The organism is Crocosphaera sp. UHCC 0190 (assembly GCF_034932065.1).
Lineage (GTDB): Bacteria > Cyanobacteriota > Cyanobacteriia > Cyanobacteriales > Microcystaceae > UHCC-0190.
Genome location: NZ_JAYGHP010000001.1, coordinates 204,476 through 219,302, shown reverse-complemented (window position 1 = coordinate 219,302; position 14,827 = coordinate 204,476). Strand labels below are relative to the sequence as shown.

Genomic DNA, 14,827 nt, shown 5'->3' with positions numbered 1-14,827 from the left:
ATAAATAAAGAAATCCCTAATAATTCCCTGCTATTTCATGTTTTTCTCAAATTAATGCTTAATTTATGCTATTTATCCTGAAAAGTGTTTTTTTTTGGGTTCATGAATGACGAAAACCCATTGAATACACGATACTAGAAGATATCAGCACCTTTAAACAACCTCTGATATCAATAGTATCTATGGTTTCGGTTGTAAGCGAACTTCTCGTCATCTTCTTGTTAATTCTGATCAATGCTATTTTTGCTCTATCAGAGATAGCATTGTTATCGTCCCGTAAAATTCGGTTGGAACAACTGAGTCTCAAAGGAGACAAACGAGCTAAGGTTGCCCTAGAATTAGCCAATGATCCTAATCAAGTGCTGTCAACGGTTCAAATTGGCATTACCCTGATTGGTATCCTAGCAGGGGTTTATGGAGGGGCTAATTTATCTGCTCGTCTGACGGTCATTTTAGAGCGCATTCCAGGGTTAACTGTCCATAGTGAGGCGATCGCTTTTACAATTGTTGTTCTGAGTCTTACTTATCTATCTCTAGTCATTGGAGAATTAGTTCCCAAAAGACTCGCATTAAGCAATCCTGAAAGAATTGCGAGTTTAATGGCCATTCCCTTGCTCTATGTCTCCCGTTTATTGTCTCCTGTGGTCAACCTATTGGGAGCTTCCACCAATCTAATTTTATCCTTTTTGGGCATTGCGACCACGATCACAGAACCCCCCGTGACTCAAGAAGAAATTAAGGTTCTTCTCAAACAGGGGAGAGAGGCCGGAATGTTTGAAAAAGCGGAACATGATATGGTGGAACGGGTTTTACAACTCGGCGATCGCAAAGTCAGCACTTTAATGACAACCCGTCCTGAAATTATTTGGCTAAATTTAGAAGATTCAGCAGACATTAATCGTCATAAAATTATTAATAGTACCCATACCCGTTTTCCAGTTTGTCAAGGGGGTTTAGATGAGTTGTTAGGAGTGGTTCAAGTGACGAATTTATTATCTGATTGTTTGTCTTGTAAACAATTTGATTTAACCGCTTCTTTACGACAACCTTTATTAGTTCCTGATAGTACCTTGGGTCTAAAAGTTTTAGAATTATTTCAACAAACTGGGAATCATATTGCTTTGGTTGTGGATGAATATGGAGTGATTCAAGGGTTAGTCACCATTAATGATATATTAGAGGCAATTGTGGGAGATATTCCCCGCATTGACAAGACAGATATTCCTTCAATTATTCGTCGGGATGATGGCTCTTGGTTAATGGATGGTATTGTTTCAATAGAGGACTTTAAGAAAGTTTTTGGTTTAAACATTATCCCTGGAGAAACTCAAGGTAATTTTCATACATTAGGAGGATTTATTATTACTCATTACGGGAGAATTCCTAAAGCTGCTGATGGTTTTGAGTGGAAAAATTTAAAATTTGAGGTCATGGATATGGATGGTAATCGAGTGGACAAAATCTTAGTAACTTCTGTGAATAAGCATCTTTTACATCAAGTTCCTAATGATATTTATTAAAGCTATGATTACTCTTAATTCTTTGATTTTAGCCGATACTCCCCAAGGTTTTGAAAAAGATAGTATCGGGTGGCAAATGCAACAGCGACAACAACAAATAGGGGAATGGTTTGAACTCCAACTTAAAAACTTCAATTTTAAATTTCCTGATACTCCCTCACCTGACTTAGATGCTTTAAGTTTTTGGGAAGAATTAATTAAAAATATTTCTATTGTCTTTTTATTATTGACTTTAGGTTGGTTAGTCTGGAAAAATATTCAGAGACTAATTCCTTTTATTCAAAGCTTTTTGAGTAATTATAATAATTCTTGGAACCAGGCACAACAGCAAGAAAACAAGAAATCATCTTCAAAAAAATTATGGCAAAAAGCACAACAATATCAACAACAAGGGGACTATTATCAAGGATGTCTTTATCTCTATTTAGCGATGTTACAAGGATTAGATGAAAACAAGATCGCACCTCATCAGGAAAGTCGTACTGATGAAGAATATCGATTACTTATCCTACAATTACCCTATCCTGATCCCTATGAAACCTTATTATTAATTCATCAACAACTGTGTTTTCGAGATAAAACTGCGTCCCGTTCTTTATTTGAAAGATGTCAACAAGCTTATCAAAACATTGAGTCATGAAAGATATTTCAAACCGCAAATTTGGTCTATTTATTACTATCCTAATTGTAGCAATTATAATAATTACCATTGTCGTTGCTCCTAGCAGTAATAAACTTAACAGTGGGTCAACTTATAGTCGTTCTCCTGATGGTTACGGTGCTTGGTATGCTTATATGAAAGAACGGGGAACACCTCTAGAAAGATGGCAAAAATCCTTTAAATATTTACCAGATAACAAGTCTGTTACCCTATTACAAATTTACCCTAATAATAAATCCATAAAATCTTTATACTTTATAGAAGAATGGATTAAAAAAGGAAATAACTTAATTATCTTAGGGGTTAAAGAAAATGTTACAAATGCTCAATTTACTACAGTACATGATAGTCAGTTTGGTCAAATTAAAATTGAGACAAGAAAAAGAAATGAAGAAGATGTTAATAGAATATTAGGGGATGAATTTGGGGCAATTATTTGGCAGGAAAATATTGGAAAGGGAAAACTTATTGCCGTCGTTACCCCTAATTTAGCGATCAATGCTTATCAAAATAGTCCAGGAAATTATGAATTTTTAGCCCAATTAGTCACTCAATCAGGTTATCCTATTTATGTTGATGAATACTTACATGGATACAAAGATAAAGAAGAAATCAAAGAAGAAGTCGGAGGAAATATATTTAGTTATTTAAGTAATACGCCATTACTGCCGATTTTTGTACAAGGTTTAGTGATTATTTTAGTATTAATTTGGTCTAATAATCACCGTTTGGGTAAAGCTGTTACCTTAGATAAACCTAATCTTAATAATAGTTTAGCTTATGTTAAAGCTTTGTCCGGTGTTTTACACAAAGCAGAAAGTAGTGATTTTGTTGTATCAACCATTAATCAAGAAGAACAAAAACAGTTACAAAAAGCATTAGGATTAAATGATACAAGTCTTAATTCTGATAGATTAATTAAAGCGTGGGAACAACAAACCGGACAATCAGTTCAAGGATTAAGAGGAATTTTAAATCTTACAAATAACAAAAGCAAGATGAATGAGGTTAGTCTAAGAAAGTGGTTAGAAAAGTGGCAAGAAATTAGAAGGATAATTAAAAATTAGTTAGAGATTTATGTTTTTTTATGCTTAAATTCAATCTAAGTCAACTGCAAAAAAAAGCTTACCATGAGATAGTTATTAATTGGAAAATATTGACATTTGGCATTATTTGTCCTTTACTAATCTTTAGTATTCTTGCTTGGCAAGTTTGTCAAGCTGACAAGGGATTTTCTTGGGATATTTTCATCTTATTAAAGATTCATGATACTGCTCAGCCTTTTTTAGACAAAACAGCTAAAAACATCACAAAGCTTGGTAATTTTGAGGGTATTATGGGATTATTAATGCCAATCATTTTATTACTTATTTATCAAAAAAGAAGGAGATATCTAGCTTATTTAATTATAACTATTTTAGGTAATACTATCCTAAATATAATGACTAAAATGTTGTTTCATCGAGTGCGTCCTTATCTTTGGGAATCATTGTATTATAGACCTCAAGATTTTTCTTTTCCCAGTGGTCATGCAATGGGAAGTATGACATTGGTAATTGCTTTACTAATGTTAACATGGGGAACTCAGTGGCGTTTTTTAGTTGCTATATTTGGGAGTTTATTTGTGTTACTGATTGCTTGGACTCGTTTATATTTAGGAGTTCATTTTCCTAGTGATATTTTAGGAGGATGGATACTTGCTATTCCTTGGACAATAGGAATGAGTTTATTATTTAATCTTCGTCAATTAAAATCGAATCAGGATGTTAAACCATCAAAATGACTAAAATTGCGATAAAATTACAATGATTATGAACCTATCATAACCTTATGAACCTTACACCAGAAATCTTAATCAATCTTAGTCAAAATCTTAACAAAATTATTGTTGGTCAACCCCTTGTCATCAAACAATTATTAGTCGCACTTCTCAGTGGGGGCCATGTTATTCTTGAAGGTGTCCCAGGAACGGGAAAAACCCTTTTAGTCAAAGTTCTATCTAAATTAATTCAAGCAGATTTTAGACGGGTTCAACTAACTCCTGATATTCTTCCTTCAGATATCTTAGGAACCAATATTTTTGATTTCAATAGTCGTAGTTTTACCCTGCAAAAAGGGCCCATTTTTACGGAAATTCTTCTCGCAGATGAAATTAACCGGACTCCCCCTAAAACTCAATCTGCACTGTTAGAAGCAATGGAAGAACAACAAGTCACTTTAGATGGCGAAACCTTAGTTTTATCTCCCTTATTTTGGGTTGCTGCTACCCAAAACCCCCTAGAATTTGAAGGAACTTATCCCCTACCAGAAGCACAATTAGATCGCTTTTTATTTAAGCTAATTATTGATTATCCCCCCCCAGAAGCAGCTAAACAAATGTTACTCAATTTTCAACAAGGATTTAAGGGTAAAAAAATAGATTTAGATCAACTGCAACCCATCGCTACTGTAGAAGAAATTTTGCAAGCTCGTCAACAAATTCAAAATATCAAAGTTGATGATAAAATAATTGATTATTTGCTCAATTTAATTGATAAAACCCGTCAACATCCTGATTTAGAATTAGGTGCATCTCCGAGAGCAGCAGTTGCTTGGTTACAAACAAGTAAAGCACAAGCTTGGTTTTCTCAACGAGATTATGTAACCCCTGATGATATCAAAAACATTGCTTCTCCTCTCTTACGTCACCGTTTAATTTTGAAACCAGAATCACAATTAGATGGCATAAAAATTGATGCGGTAATTGCTTCTTTACTCAATCAAGTTCCTGTCCCCAGATAACCATTAAAACTGCCATGATTCCTGCTATTAGACTGTATTTATTGTTACTATTTGGCTTGATTATTGGTGGTTTATCTGCCATGATTTTTAATGCTCAAAGTAGTGTTGTATTTATCTTAATTTTTGACAGTATTATTCTAGGTTTAGGGATTTGGGATAGTCAACAGGTTAAAAAGTATCAGGTACAAATTACCCGTAACCCCTTATATCGTCTCTCTATTGGTAGGGATAATTTAGTTGAATTGTTTGTGCAAAATCAGGATAGAAATGCACAAATTATCATTAAAGATAGCTATCCTTTATATTTTTTGGTTTCTACTAATACCTTGAAAAGTATTTTATCACCCAACAGTAATCAAACCCTAAGTTATACGATTTATCCTAATCATCGGGGGGAATATAACTGGGGAAATATTCAAGTTAGACAGTTGGGAAAATGGAAATTGGCCTGGTATGATTGGAAAATTCCTGCTCAAGAAACTGTGGCAATTTATCCTGATTTAATTGGGTTGCGATCGCTGTCTATTCGTCTTACCTTAGAAGCGACAGGAAGTATGCGTCAAGCGCGAAGATTTGGCATAGGAACTGAATTTTCTGAGTTACAAGAATACAATAAAGGTGATGATATGCGGTTAATTGATTGGAAAGCAACCGCGAGGCGAAATCGTCCTTTTATTAGAATATTAGAACCCGATAAAGAACAAACTTTAATTATCTTACTAGATAGAGGTCGTTTAATGACTTCTCAAGTGCAAGGTTTAAAACGATTTGATTGGGGTTTAAATGCGACTTTATCCTTAGCTTTAGCGGGTTTACATCGAGGGGATAAAGTAGGAATTGGGGTATTTGATAAACAAGTTATGACGTGGATACCACCGCAACGGGGACAACATCAATTATCTGTTTTTTTAGACCGTTTAACCCCCATTCAACCTGTATTATTAGAACCTGATTATGTAGGGGCAGTTTCCCAATTAGTTCAACAACAAACACGCCGCGCTTTGGTAGTATTAATTACGGATATTATTGATATAACTGCCTCAGCAGAATTATTATCCGCAATGACAAAATTAACGCCCCGTTATTTGCCTTTTTGTATTGCATTAAGAGATCCCCAAGTTGATACTATTGCTCATACTTCTACCCTAAAAGTTGATGAAGCTTATCAACGTGCAGTTGCTTTAGATTTATTATCACAGCGTCAGGTTGCTTTTGCCAAATTAAAACAACGAGGTGTGTTAGTTTTAGATGCTCCTGCAAATCAAATTAGTGAACAATTAGTTAATCGTTATTTACAGTTAAAAGCGAAAAGTTTACTCTGATAAATTTAAGGGAATTTCATTCTTTTGAAATGCTCGCAGGCTGAAGCCTGGAGCTACAGGAACGAAGCCTGCCTACGCAGGCTCAAATATTAATAATTCGTCGGATAGCCCGCGCAGGCGGGCTTTGTTCCTATAGCCCAACCCTTTAGGGTTAGGGCTTATTGAATGTTCCATTATTAATTTCATCCTGTCGCCTTTGTGCTTCTATTCTCCAAAGATTTTGGTTTATTTCATCAACTTCTAACCCTAAACTTTCTCTAATTTTTTCTAGCAGTAGAAGTCTTTGATCATCCGGTAAAGATAAAGCTTCTTGGGTAATTTGTTCAAGCGATCGCATAAATCTATATATAATAATATAATGAATGAACCCACCTTACCACAACTTAAACGCTTATACCTGCTAAGTTATACATTAACTAATGTGATGTTCCAACCGATTCACATTATTCGTCTAGACGAACGAAACCAGAACTTGTTTATTTTAGCAGGACATCAAGAAAACATTGAAATTGTTATTACCCCTAAGGGAGAAATCTTCTAATGAAACAAGTTAATTACACTAACATGAATGATCAAGAACTCAAACAATATTTTCTTGAACATAAAGACAATAAAGAAGCTTTTTATGCCTATTTAGATCGTAAACAGCAACACCCTAAACAAGTGATCATCGGTGTCAATGAATTAGATACCTTAACCCCTGAACAACAAATTGAATTAATTACTCAACGCCTTCAAGAAAAATTTAATCTTTAAGCCCACCCTTAATTAATTCAAAAATTAACCCAAAAAATTCGATCTCTCGAATACGCATACTACCCGAAAACCGAGAGCGTAGTCGCGGTAGTCGCGGCGGCTGTAGTAGTTGCGAATCGCGGAACGGCAGTAATTCGGATAGTCGAGCCAGGAACCGCCCCGCACTACGGAATCTGAACCTTTTTGCTTTTTTTTATCAATCCAAGCACTTCCATCAGTGGGCGCACCCTGATAATCTTTATGCCAGTCATCAGCGCACCATTCCCAGACATTACCGTGTATATCGTATAAACCGAAAGTATTAGGAGGAAATTGACCAACAGAGGTAGTTTGTTGAGCATTGTAATTTGCTAATGCTTTTGTAATGGTTGCCCCAAAATGGAAGGGGGTGTTTGTCCCCCCACGACAAGCGTATTCCCATTGCGCTTCAGAAGCGAGTTGATAATTCTTTTCCGTTAGCTTAGTGAGTCGCTGACAAAATTCTACGGCTTCATCCCAATTAACTCGTTCTACGGGTCTATCATCCCTTTTAAAGCGTGAGGGGTTGGGTTCCAGGTCAATCTTGACTTTCAAATCCGTTCTGGAAGCGATCGCTTTCCATTGCCCTTGAGTTACAGGATATTTACCCATGAAGAAAGGCGGGACAGTGACTTGATGTTGAGGACGCTCAGAATTGCTCGAATCTTGCTCATTTTTAGGAGAACCCATCATAAATGTCCCCCCAGGAATATAAACCATAGCTAAGGCGATATTGTTGCCCAAATTTTCAGTTTCATAGGGAGCCGCGCTGCGTTGCCGTTTAATTTCCTGCCCTTGACTGTTAACCGTGATGACATCAAATTCAAACACAGAAGGCGGTATTTTGGTTTTTACCACCCGAATACCCTTGTCTTGACTATCACTATCTCTCAATGTCCAACAACCTAAGTTTGCATCTTCTCTAGCGCAATAGTTTTCGGTTTCTGTCAGGGTCGGCAATCGGTAATAAAATACAGTAGTGTCTGTAGAATGAGCTTGAGTCAGGGATAACGCTTTGGCACTCAACCAAGCACAAAAACGCATCGCATTGTACCAACTAACTTGTGTAATTGGTTGTTTAGCCGTTCCCGACGGAAAATGTTCCTCAGAATTTAACCATTGGTCTACAAATAGTTGATATTCGGCACGGGTAATATAGATAGTATCAATTTCTAGGTCTTCGTCTATTGCTAATAAATTATTGATGCGCCGCCATAACTTAACTTCTGCTGCTAAGGTGGCGATTTTTGGGTCAGGAGATTCTAAACCCTGTTCTAACATTGTGTCTAGTTGTTGTCTGGTTGCGAGGTCAACCTTTAAACTTTGTTCCTCACAATCTAAGGCCAGACTTAAAGTATAAATTGTGGGATTTTCTATCGCTTTTTGAATCAGATGAGTAGCATCACTTTGGGCAATATAAAGACGAATAGTTTCAGCCCACCAAGGATCTTGAAAATTCTCAAAGAGAATATTTTCTTGTTGTAATTCCTTAATTTGGGCTGCGGCTAAATATTCCTGAAAACTCAAGTGAGCAAATTCAAATAGTCCCAGTTCCGTTTGAATTATTTCTTGTCCTTGAATGGGAGTAAATTCACGGGTTTTATTTTGCATTTGCTATCATAGTTAGTAATAAAGGATTCTTGGCCATAGCTGCGATCGCCGGATTATCCTCAATGCGTGTGATTAAATCATTAGCTAATTTTTCAGCATCAGAAAGTACGGCCGGTGACTTTCTTCCCGTCCTCATAATCTCATTTTGCCGATACAAACTGATGATAAAGTCCCTAACCTGTTGAGAGTTAAAAGGAAGCACTTCTAACACCGTTCCCACTCGTTCCACAGGGTTACTCAAATAACCATGAGGTCGGGAAGTGAGGATAAAAACAGTTGTCCGATAAACAGTCATTTGCTGATTAACCCATTGACTGACTTTTTCCCGTTCAATGCTATCAGCAACCTCATCAAGTCCGTCCAACATCACCAAACATTTACCCAATTTTAACTGGTCTTCCAGCCAGTTTGGGGGCAAAATGAGGGGAGGATCGGCCGGCAAGTTTTGGATATGTTCTCGAATCAATTGGGGCAATTTGGGAGGGTTTTCTGTGGCGATTTGATGACGAATATTCCGCAAATATAAGAGAATGGGGATAAATTTTGGTGCCTGGTATTCTTGATGTTTTTCTTTAGCATAAGTTAGGGTTAAATGCTTTAATAAAGTAGTTTTTCCCGAACCAGAGACCGCAATTACAGCAAGACGACGATAGGCTAGAAATTGCTTAATATTGCTTAAAAAGTCCCAAATTTGGCGATCACCTTCATCTATTTGAGAGGGAATAATTACCCCATGAATGTTATCAGGGGTTCCGGTTTTAACTCGCAAAGAAACAAAAACATTTTCTAAATCAAGTGCGGGTAAACCAATACGAAAACCTTCTATTTTTAATTCCCGAAAGCTATCAATTAAACTATCATAATATTTACGTTGAAAACTGGGGTTTAACTGCCACCATAGTTTGATAGAAAAGGTTTTTAATAGCTTAACTATCCAGTTAGCTAGAGGTTCTTCTAAGTTCTCTAATTCTGTTTCAATTGAGTCTAAAATGCGATTTATTACCCGTGAAATAAACTTACCACCTATAGCGATAACCAAAGCTAAAATGCTCACAAAAATAGTAATAGCTGCTAATTCATATTGACCATTTTTGAGTAAAATAATTGTTCCTGCTACTCCACCACCAGAAACAGGAAAACCTAATATTTTCAAGAATTTTAACACCTCTTGAACTCTTTTTTTTCTAGCTTCTTGTCGTGAAGAAGGTTGTGTAGGTTGAGGGTTCGGGTTATTTTCTGACATTGACTATATAAGTAATTAAATCATCATCATCATGAACAATCATTATTTATTGTAGGGTTGAACGGCCGTTGACCCGTACTTCAATAGAGTTTATTATAATTTATAAATGGTCGGACATAAATAAGCGTAGGTGGGCATTGCCCACCCTACAAGTTGTATTTGTTTAATTATGTCCGATCACTTAATGAAAAGCAAAAAATTGACTCTGATGAAAGACTTAAAAGAACAATTAAAAGACTGGTATAGTAAAGACTTAGGGGAACGAAGCACCTGGTATTCTCCCGCAGCAGAAGCTTATAATAAAGTGAGGCCCCGTTATCCTCAAAAATTAATTGATAGAGTTGTTGAATTAACTCAGGTTAATCCTAATACTAGAATACTTGAAATTGGTTGCGGCCCAGGAATTGCAACCGTCCCCTTTGCGAAATTAGGTTGTTCAATTTTATGTCTTGAACCTAATCCAGATTTTTGTAAATTAGCGAAAGAAAACTGTCAATCTTATCCTAATGTAATCATTAACAATACATCATTTGAAAAATGGAAATTAGAACCGAAAACATTTGATATTGTCTTAGGTGCAAGTTCTTTTCATTGGATACCACCAGAGATAGTATATACAAAAGCTTTTGCAAGTTTAAAAGACGATGGTTACTTACTTTTACTATGGAATAAAGAACTGCAACCTGATTATGAAGTTTACCAAAACTTAGCTAATATTTATCAAAAATATGATTCTTCTTTAAAGCGTTATGAAGATAGAGAAACCCAAGAAAACATTTTAAAACAGTTAGGAGAAATGAGTATTGACTCAGGAAAATTTGAAACCGTAATCACAAAAATATTTAACACCAAAGTCAACTATAGTATTGATGATTATTTGCTGCTCTTAAACACTTATTCTCCCTATTTACAATTAGAAAAACAACTGAAGAATGATTTATTTTTAGACTTGAAAAAAATACTTGAAAAAACTTGCGGAGAAAAAATCAAACTTTCTTATCTATCTTCTTTTCATTTAAACAAAAAAAAGTTTTAGTAACAGGAATTTAATATTATGTCACAGGAAATAGAACCCAATTCATTAACTTCTCAAACTACTCCCTATAATCAGTTAAATTTTCAACAGAAACAACAACGATTAAAAGAACTAGCTGTTGTGTTTCTTCAACTAGGATTAATTGCTTTTGGAGGGCCAGTCGCTCATATTGCAATGATGGAAGACGAAATCGTTAAACGTCGTCAGTGGCTAACTCGTGAAAAAATGTTAGACTTATTAGGAATTACTAACCTAATTCCTGGGCCTAATTCCACAGAATTAGCCATTCATATTGGTTATGAGTGGGGCGGTTTATGGGGTTTAATAATTGCAGGATTATGCTTTATTTTACCTGCATTTTTTTTAGTTTGGTTCCTGGCAATTATCTATGTTCGTTATCAAAGTATTCCCCAGGTAGAATGGTTACTATATGGCATTAAACCTGTTATTATTATCATCATCCTACAAGCCTTATGGAAACTAGGACGTAAAGCAATTAAAAATATTCCTACTGCGATCGCAGGAATGTTTGTAATCTCTGCATTTTTCCTAGGAATCAACGAATTATTATTATTATTATTATCTGGTTTATGGGTAATGATGGTAAAAAATTGGCTAAAAAATCAAACGATAGGCTTCTTTTTATTGCCATTTTCTTCGCTGATAGCACAAGTTAATTCTACCCCAGAATACTCAGCAAATTGGTGGCGAATTTTTCTATTTTTTCTAAAAATTGGGTCAGTTTTGTATGGGAGTGGTTATGTTTTATTAGCTTTTTTACAAAAGGACTTAGTAGAAAGAACAGGATGGTTACAAGAACAACAGTTGCTTGATGCTGTGGCCATTGGTCAAATAACCCCTGGCCCCGTATTTACCACAGCCACTTTTGTTGGTTATATATTAGCAGGAAATGCCGGGGCGATCGCAGCAACAATTGGCATTTTTATTCCTTCTTTTATTTTCGTAGCAATCATTAATCCTTGGGTCGATAAATTGCGTCAGTCTGCTTGGACAAGTGGTTTTTTAGATGGGGTTAATGCTGCTTCTTTGGGGTTAATGGCAGTGGTTACTTACACATTAGCCAATGCAGCTATTATTGACAATTTAACCACTCTTTTGGCCCTATTAAGTGCTGTGGCTTTATTCCGTTTTCGGGTTAATTCTGTGTTGCTTATTTTAGGTGGAGGAGCAGTCGGGTTAATTGGGCAATGGTTGGGATAAACAATCAATAAATTTAGTAGAGACAATTCATGAATTGCCCCTACAGGGTTTTGTTGATGTTTACTATCAATTCTTATTGATAATTGTTTGCTTATTAATCCGAATTAATTTAAAAGCCCCTTCTTGACGAATAACCTCATAATCAGAATTGGTTAAACGTAATTTATTGAGATATTTGTCTTCACTAATAATCAACACCGTAGCAGGGCCATCTGTCTTTTTAAAATACTCAAAAGCTGGCCCGTTATCAATGTCTGCCTCTGTAACTGAATCTACAACTTCTTGGGTATAAAATACTAAAGTAGGACGCATAAAACCTAAAAATACAAGTTTTTCCCCTGGTTGTCTTTCTACTTTTACCATCTCTGAAAGTTCTCTTAAAGGGAGTTGTCTTTGATTATCAATAATTTTGGCAACAGGTAAACCAACCCAAGTAAAAAATGCCATAAACCCAACTAAATTCGCTACCCATAACCAACGGCGGTAGTTACGGAAAAAGAGTAAAAATAAGGCACTAAATCCAGCAAATGACCAAATAATTCCCCCTTTCATTGCTAGGTTTGAAGCTTGCAATAACTCCTTAAATTGGGGCATCATTATATCTTCCCCAATGAGTTGAGAACTCATAAAACTAGCAGCACCAAGTCCCATTAAAATCCCAATATTAGCAAGTCCACTTAACCAGAATAATAAGGGCCAAATACCTGACTCTTCTTGCTTATTCTCGACTTTTTCGCTCCAAAATAAAGTGATAATAATTGCTCCTGCGGGAATTAAAGGAAGCACATAACCGGCTAATTTGGTAACAGAACTAGAGAAGAATATAAGAATTACTAAAAACCAACATAAACAAAAGATTCCTAAATGGGTTGAACGGGGAGAATTAACCCATTTCTGTCGCTGCCAAACCCTTAAATTAGCAATTGCTAAAGGTAAATAAATTGACCAAGGTACTAATCCCACTAATATCACAGGAAGATAATAATACCAAGCCCCAGGATGGCGACTGACAACACTGGTAAATCGTTGTACATTATGTAACCCAAAAAAGGTGTTAATATACTCTTGTCCATGGGCTAATGTAACTAAAATAAACCAAGGAACTGATATTAATAAAAAACTGCTAATTCCTAATAGCCAAGGTGTTTCTTTTACAACTTCAATAAACCGCCCGACATAAAGAAGAAAAATAATAACAGTAACACCAGGCAAAACCAGAGCAACAGGGCCTTTAGCTAATACGCCTAAAGCCATAAATACCCAAAATCCTATATACCACAATCTCCCAATTGATAGTCCTAAATACTGCTTAGAACTGGTTCCTGAATAGCCGTACCCCAGGAAAAAAGATAACAAAGCCAGTGCTATCCCACTGGATAAAAACATATCAGAAACCCCAGTTCTTCCCCAGGCAATCCAAAAAGGATTTAAGGCGATAATTGCGGCTCCAATAAATGCAGAAAACCACAACTTTTTATCAGAATTCTGAGTTTCATTGGCACGGGAAAACCCAAAATATCTTAAGGTATAAAAACCCAAAATTACCACGGCGATCGCTGCTAAAGCTGAGGGAATTCTTGCCCCCCATTCATTAATACCAAATACCTTAAAAGATAGCCCTACTAACCAATAAGTTAATGGGGGTTTATCAAACCGTGTTTCCCCATTCCAATAGGGTGTTACCCAGTCTCCTGTAATTACCATTTGACGGGCCGCTTCGACAAACATGGGTTCGGTTTTATCCATTAAGCCAATGCTGCCTAAGTTGACAAGAAAAGCCACAAAACTAATTAACAATAGCCATAAAACCGAAAAAATCCAGAGGGTTTTGAGATTTTTTTCCCAGAAATTAAGACCCATATTTTTATCTTTTTCTACAGTTGCTTTATTCATCATAATCAAAAGTAATTTTTAAGAGTCACGATATTTTTTACTAATAAGTTTTAACAAAGTTACGCAAAAGATGAATCCTAGATATCCGATACATAACCCTCCAATTAAATCTGTAAACCAATGAATATTTAAGTAAATACTGGCCCAACCCATCATGGAAACTAAAATTGTCGAAGCAATATAGAAATAAATTCCCCACTTGGGAAAATAAAAAGAAACTAAATAGGAAAGATACAAATAAAGCATAAAATTCCCAGAAAGATGACCACTGGGAAAGCTTTTTCCATGAACATCAATCACCCCTGGAGCGGGACGAATCCGCCCAAACCAAGGCTTTAAAATCTTGTCAATTAATAATAACACCCCTAGGGCTGATATTGCCAAAACTTGGGCTTCTTTCCAATAGCGTTTCCAGCATAAAAAAGCTAAAATACCAATTACAATAAAGACGACGACTTCCGCTTCTCCCAGAAAATAAGATACCCTGGCAAGTATCATTAAACTAGGATGATGAAAGTGACGAACCCAATCTAAAAAATTTCTATCCCAACCATCTAAATTTCCTGAAACAACTTCTGCTGCAAGCCAAATAAACAATAGTAAAACTGCAATAAAAAGGAATAAATTTTTATTGATTCTATCTAAGGGATATTGTTTCAGTTTCAGCTTCATACTTTTAGGAGATTAACAAATAATTAGGTATCATAATATAATAGCACTGGACTTTAAAAACAGCTTTATCTTAATTTAACCTGAACTGACTAT

The 14,827-nt window shown here is 35.7% G+C and carries 15 protein-coding genes; 10 read left to right on the top strand and 5 right to left on the bottom strand.

What is annotated here, in order from left to right; all coding sequences use genetic code 11:
• Positions 1–182 precede the first annotated feature (182 nt).
• The 6 genes from VB715_RS01105 to VB715_RS01080 are packed head-to-tail and all read left to right on the top strand — an operon-like array spanning position 183 to position 6,284.
• Positions 183–1,520, top strand: coding sequence for a hemolysin family protein (locus tag VB715_RS01105; protein WP_323299349.1), 1,338 nt, complete (start codon positions 183–185; stop codon positions 1,518–1,520).
• Positions 1,521–1,524: 4 nt separating this feature from the next.
• Positions 1,525–2,160 carry a DUF4129 domain-containing protein gene (locus VB715_RS01100; protein ID WP_323299348.1) on the top strand — a complete coding sequence of 212 codons (636 nt, stop codon included), beginning with the start codon at positions 1,525–1,527 and terminating at the stop codon, positions 2,158–2,160.
• Complete coding sequence (locus VB715_RS01095) at positions 2,157–3,248, top strand: DUF4350 domain-containing protein (protein ID WP_323299347.1); 1,092 nt, start codon at positions 2,157–2,159, stop codon at positions 3,246–3,248. Before VB715_RS01100 ends, VB715_RS01095 begins: the two co-directional genes overlap by 4 nt.
• Before the next feature lie 20 nt (positions 3,249–3,268).
• A complete protein-coding gene (locus tag VB715_RS01090; RefSeq protein ID WP_323299346.1) occupies positions 3,269–3,964 on the top strand; it encodes a phosphatase PAP2 family protein in 696 nt (231 codons plus the stop codon).
• Between the two features lie 47 nt (positions 3,965–4,011).
• On the top strand, positions 4,012–4,962 hold the full coding sequence (locus VB715_RS01085; RefSeq protein ID WP_323299345.1) for a MoxR family ATPase: 951 nt from the start codon (positions 4,012–4,014) through the stop codon (positions 4,960–4,962).
• Positions 4,963–4,976: 14 nt separating this feature from the next.
• Positions 4,977–6,284, top strand: a complete 1,308-nt coding sequence (locus VB715_RS01080; RefSeq protein WP_323299344.1) for a DUF58 domain-containing protein — start codon at positions 4,977–4,979, stop codon at positions 6,282–6,284.
• A gap of 151 nt (positions 6,285–6,435) precedes the next feature.
• On the opposite strand, the gene VB715_RS01075 is transcribed toward VB715_RS01080, so the two are convergent.
• Positions 6,436–6,621 carry an addiction module protein gene (locus VB715_RS01075; protein ID WP_323299343.1) on the bottom strand — a complete coding sequence of 62 codons (186 nt, stop codon included), beginning with the start codon at positions 6,619–6,621 and terminating at the stop codon, positions 6,436–6,438.
• Between the two features lie 21 nt (positions 6,622–6,642).
• Here VB715_RS01075 and VB715_RS01070 point away from each other — a divergent pair, with 21 nt between their 5' ends.
• Together VB715_RS01070 and VB715_RS01065 are read left to right on the top strand one after the other, a co-directional pair.
• Positions 6,643–6,825 (top strand): DUF6888 family protein, encoded by a 183-nt coding sequence (locus VB715_RS01070; RefSeq protein ID WP_323299342.1) that lies wholly within the window; start codon positions 6,643–6,645, stop codon positions 6,823–6,825.
• Positions 6,825–7,040 carry a DUF6887 family protein gene (locus VB715_RS01065; RefSeq protein ID WP_323299341.1) on the top strand — a complete coding sequence of 72 codons (216 nt, stop codon included), beginning with the start codon at positions 6,825–6,827 and terminating at the stop codon, positions 7,038–7,040. Before VB715_RS01070 ends, VB715_RS01065 begins: the two co-directional genes overlap by 1 nt.
• 24 nt (positions 7,041–7,064) lie before the next feature.
• Here VB715_RS01065 and VB715_RS01060 read toward each other — a convergent pair whose 3' ends face one another.
• Both VB715_RS01060 and VB715_RS01055 read right to left on the bottom strand, forming a co-directional pair.
• The gene (locus tag VB715_RS01060; RefSeq protein WP_323299340.1) at positions 7,065–8,669 is read right to left on the bottom strand and encodes a formylglycine-generating enzyme family protein; all 1,605 of its coding nucleotides are present in this window, start codon (positions 8,667–8,669) and stop codon (positions 7,065–7,067) included.
• Positions 8,659–9,912 carry an NACHT domain-containing protein gene (locus tag VB715_RS01055; RefSeq protein ID WP_323299339.1) on the bottom strand — a complete coding sequence of 418 codons (1,254 nt, stop codon included), beginning with the start codon at positions 9,910–9,912 and terminating at the stop codon, positions 8,659–8,661. Before VB715_RS01055 ends, VB715_RS01060 begins: the two co-directional genes overlap by 11 nt.
• Positions 9,913–10,081: 169 nt before the next feature.
• On the opposite strand from VB715_RS01055, the gene VB715_RS01050 reads away from it, so the two are divergent.
• Both VB715_RS01050 and VB715_RS01045 read left to right on the top strand, forming a co-directional pair.
• The gene (locus VB715_RS01050; protein WP_323299338.1) at positions 10,082–10,948 is read left to right on the top strand and encodes a class I SAM-dependent methyltransferase; all 867 of its coding nucleotides are present in this window, start codon (positions 10,082–10,084) and stop codon (positions 10,946–10,948) included.
• An 18-nt stretch (positions 10,949–10,966) separates the two neighbouring features.
• A complete protein-coding gene (locus VB715_RS01045) occupies positions 10,967–12,169 on the top strand; it encodes a chromate transporter (protein WP_323299337.1) in 1,203 nt (400 codons plus the stop codon).
• 66 nt (positions 12,170–12,235) lie between these two features.
• On the opposite strand, the gene VB715_RS01040 is transcribed toward VB715_RS01045, so the two are convergent.
• Positions 12,236–14,062 (bottom strand): glycosyltransferase family 39 protein, encoded by a 1,827-nt coding sequence (locus VB715_RS01040; RefSeq protein ID WP_323299728.1) that lies wholly within the window; start codon positions 14,060–14,062, stop codon positions 12,236–12,238.
• A gap of 18 nt (positions 14,063–14,080) precedes the next feature.
• Entirely contained in the window at positions 14,081–14,734 is a 654-nt protein-coding gene (locus tag VB715_RS01035) for a phosphatase PAP2 family protein (protein ID WP_323299336.1), read from the bottom strand.
• Positions 14,735–14,827: the final 93 nt, after the last annotated feature.

Bases quoted from the DNA above. Each gene is read 5' to 3' on its own strand.
- VB715_RS01105 (WP_323299349.1), top strand. From the start codon at position 183: ATGGTTTCGGTTGTAAGCGAACTTCTCGTCATCTTCTTGTTAATTCTG.
- VB715_RS01100 (WP_323299348.1), top strand. From the start codon at position 1,525: ATGATTACTCTTAATTCTTTGATTTTAGCCGATACTCCCCAAGGTTTT.
- VB715_RS01095 (WP_323299347.1), top strand. From the start codon at position 2,157: ATGAAAGATATTTCAAACCGCAAATTTGGTCTATTTATTACTATCCTA.
- VB715_RS01090 (WP_323299346.1), top strand. From the start codon at position 3,269: ATGCTTAAATTCAATCTAAGTCAACTGCAAAAAAAAGCTTACCATGAG.
- VB715_RS01085 (WP_323299345.1), top strand. From the start codon at position 4,012: ATGAACCTTACACCAGAAATCTTAATCAATCTTAGTCAAAATCTTAAC.
- VB715_RS01080 (WP_323299344.1), top strand. From the start codon at position 4,977: ATGATTCCTGCTATTAGACTGTATTTATTGTTACTATTTGGCTTGATT.
- VB715_RS01075 (WP_323299343.1), bottom strand. From the start codon at position 6,621: ATGCGATCGCTTGAACAAATTACCCAAGAAGCTTTATCTTTACCGGAT.
- VB715_RS01070 (WP_323299342.1), top strand. From the start codon at position 6,643: ATGAATGAACCCACCTTACCACAACTTAAACGCTTATACCTGCTAAGT.
- VB715_RS01065 (WP_323299341.1), top strand. From the start codon at position 6,825: ATGAAACAAGTTAATTACACTAACATGAATGATCAAGAACTCAAACAA.
- VB715_RS01060 (WP_323299340.1), bottom strand. From the start codon at position 8,669: ATGCAAAATAAAACCCGTGAATTTACTCCCATTCAAGGACAAGAAATA.
- VB715_RS01055 (WP_323299339.1), bottom strand. From the start codon at position 9,912: ATGTCAGAAAATAACCCGAACCCTCAACCTACACAACCTTCTTCACGA.
- VB715_RS01050 (WP_323299338.1), top strand. From the start codon at position 10,082: ATGTCCGATCACTTAATGAAAAGCAAAAAATTGACTCTGATGAAAGAC.
- VB715_RS01045 (WP_323299337.1), top strand. From the start codon at position 10,967: ATGTCACAGGAAATAGAACCCAATTCATTAACTTCTCAAACTACTCCC.
- VB715_RS01040 (WP_323299728.1), bottom strand. From the start codon at position 14,062: ATGAATAAAGCAACTGTAGAAAAAGATAAAAATATGGGTCTTAATTTC.
- VB715_RS01035 (WP_323299336.1), bottom strand. From the start codon at position 14,734: ATGAAGCTGAAACTGAAACAATATCCCTTAGATAGAATCAATAAAAAT.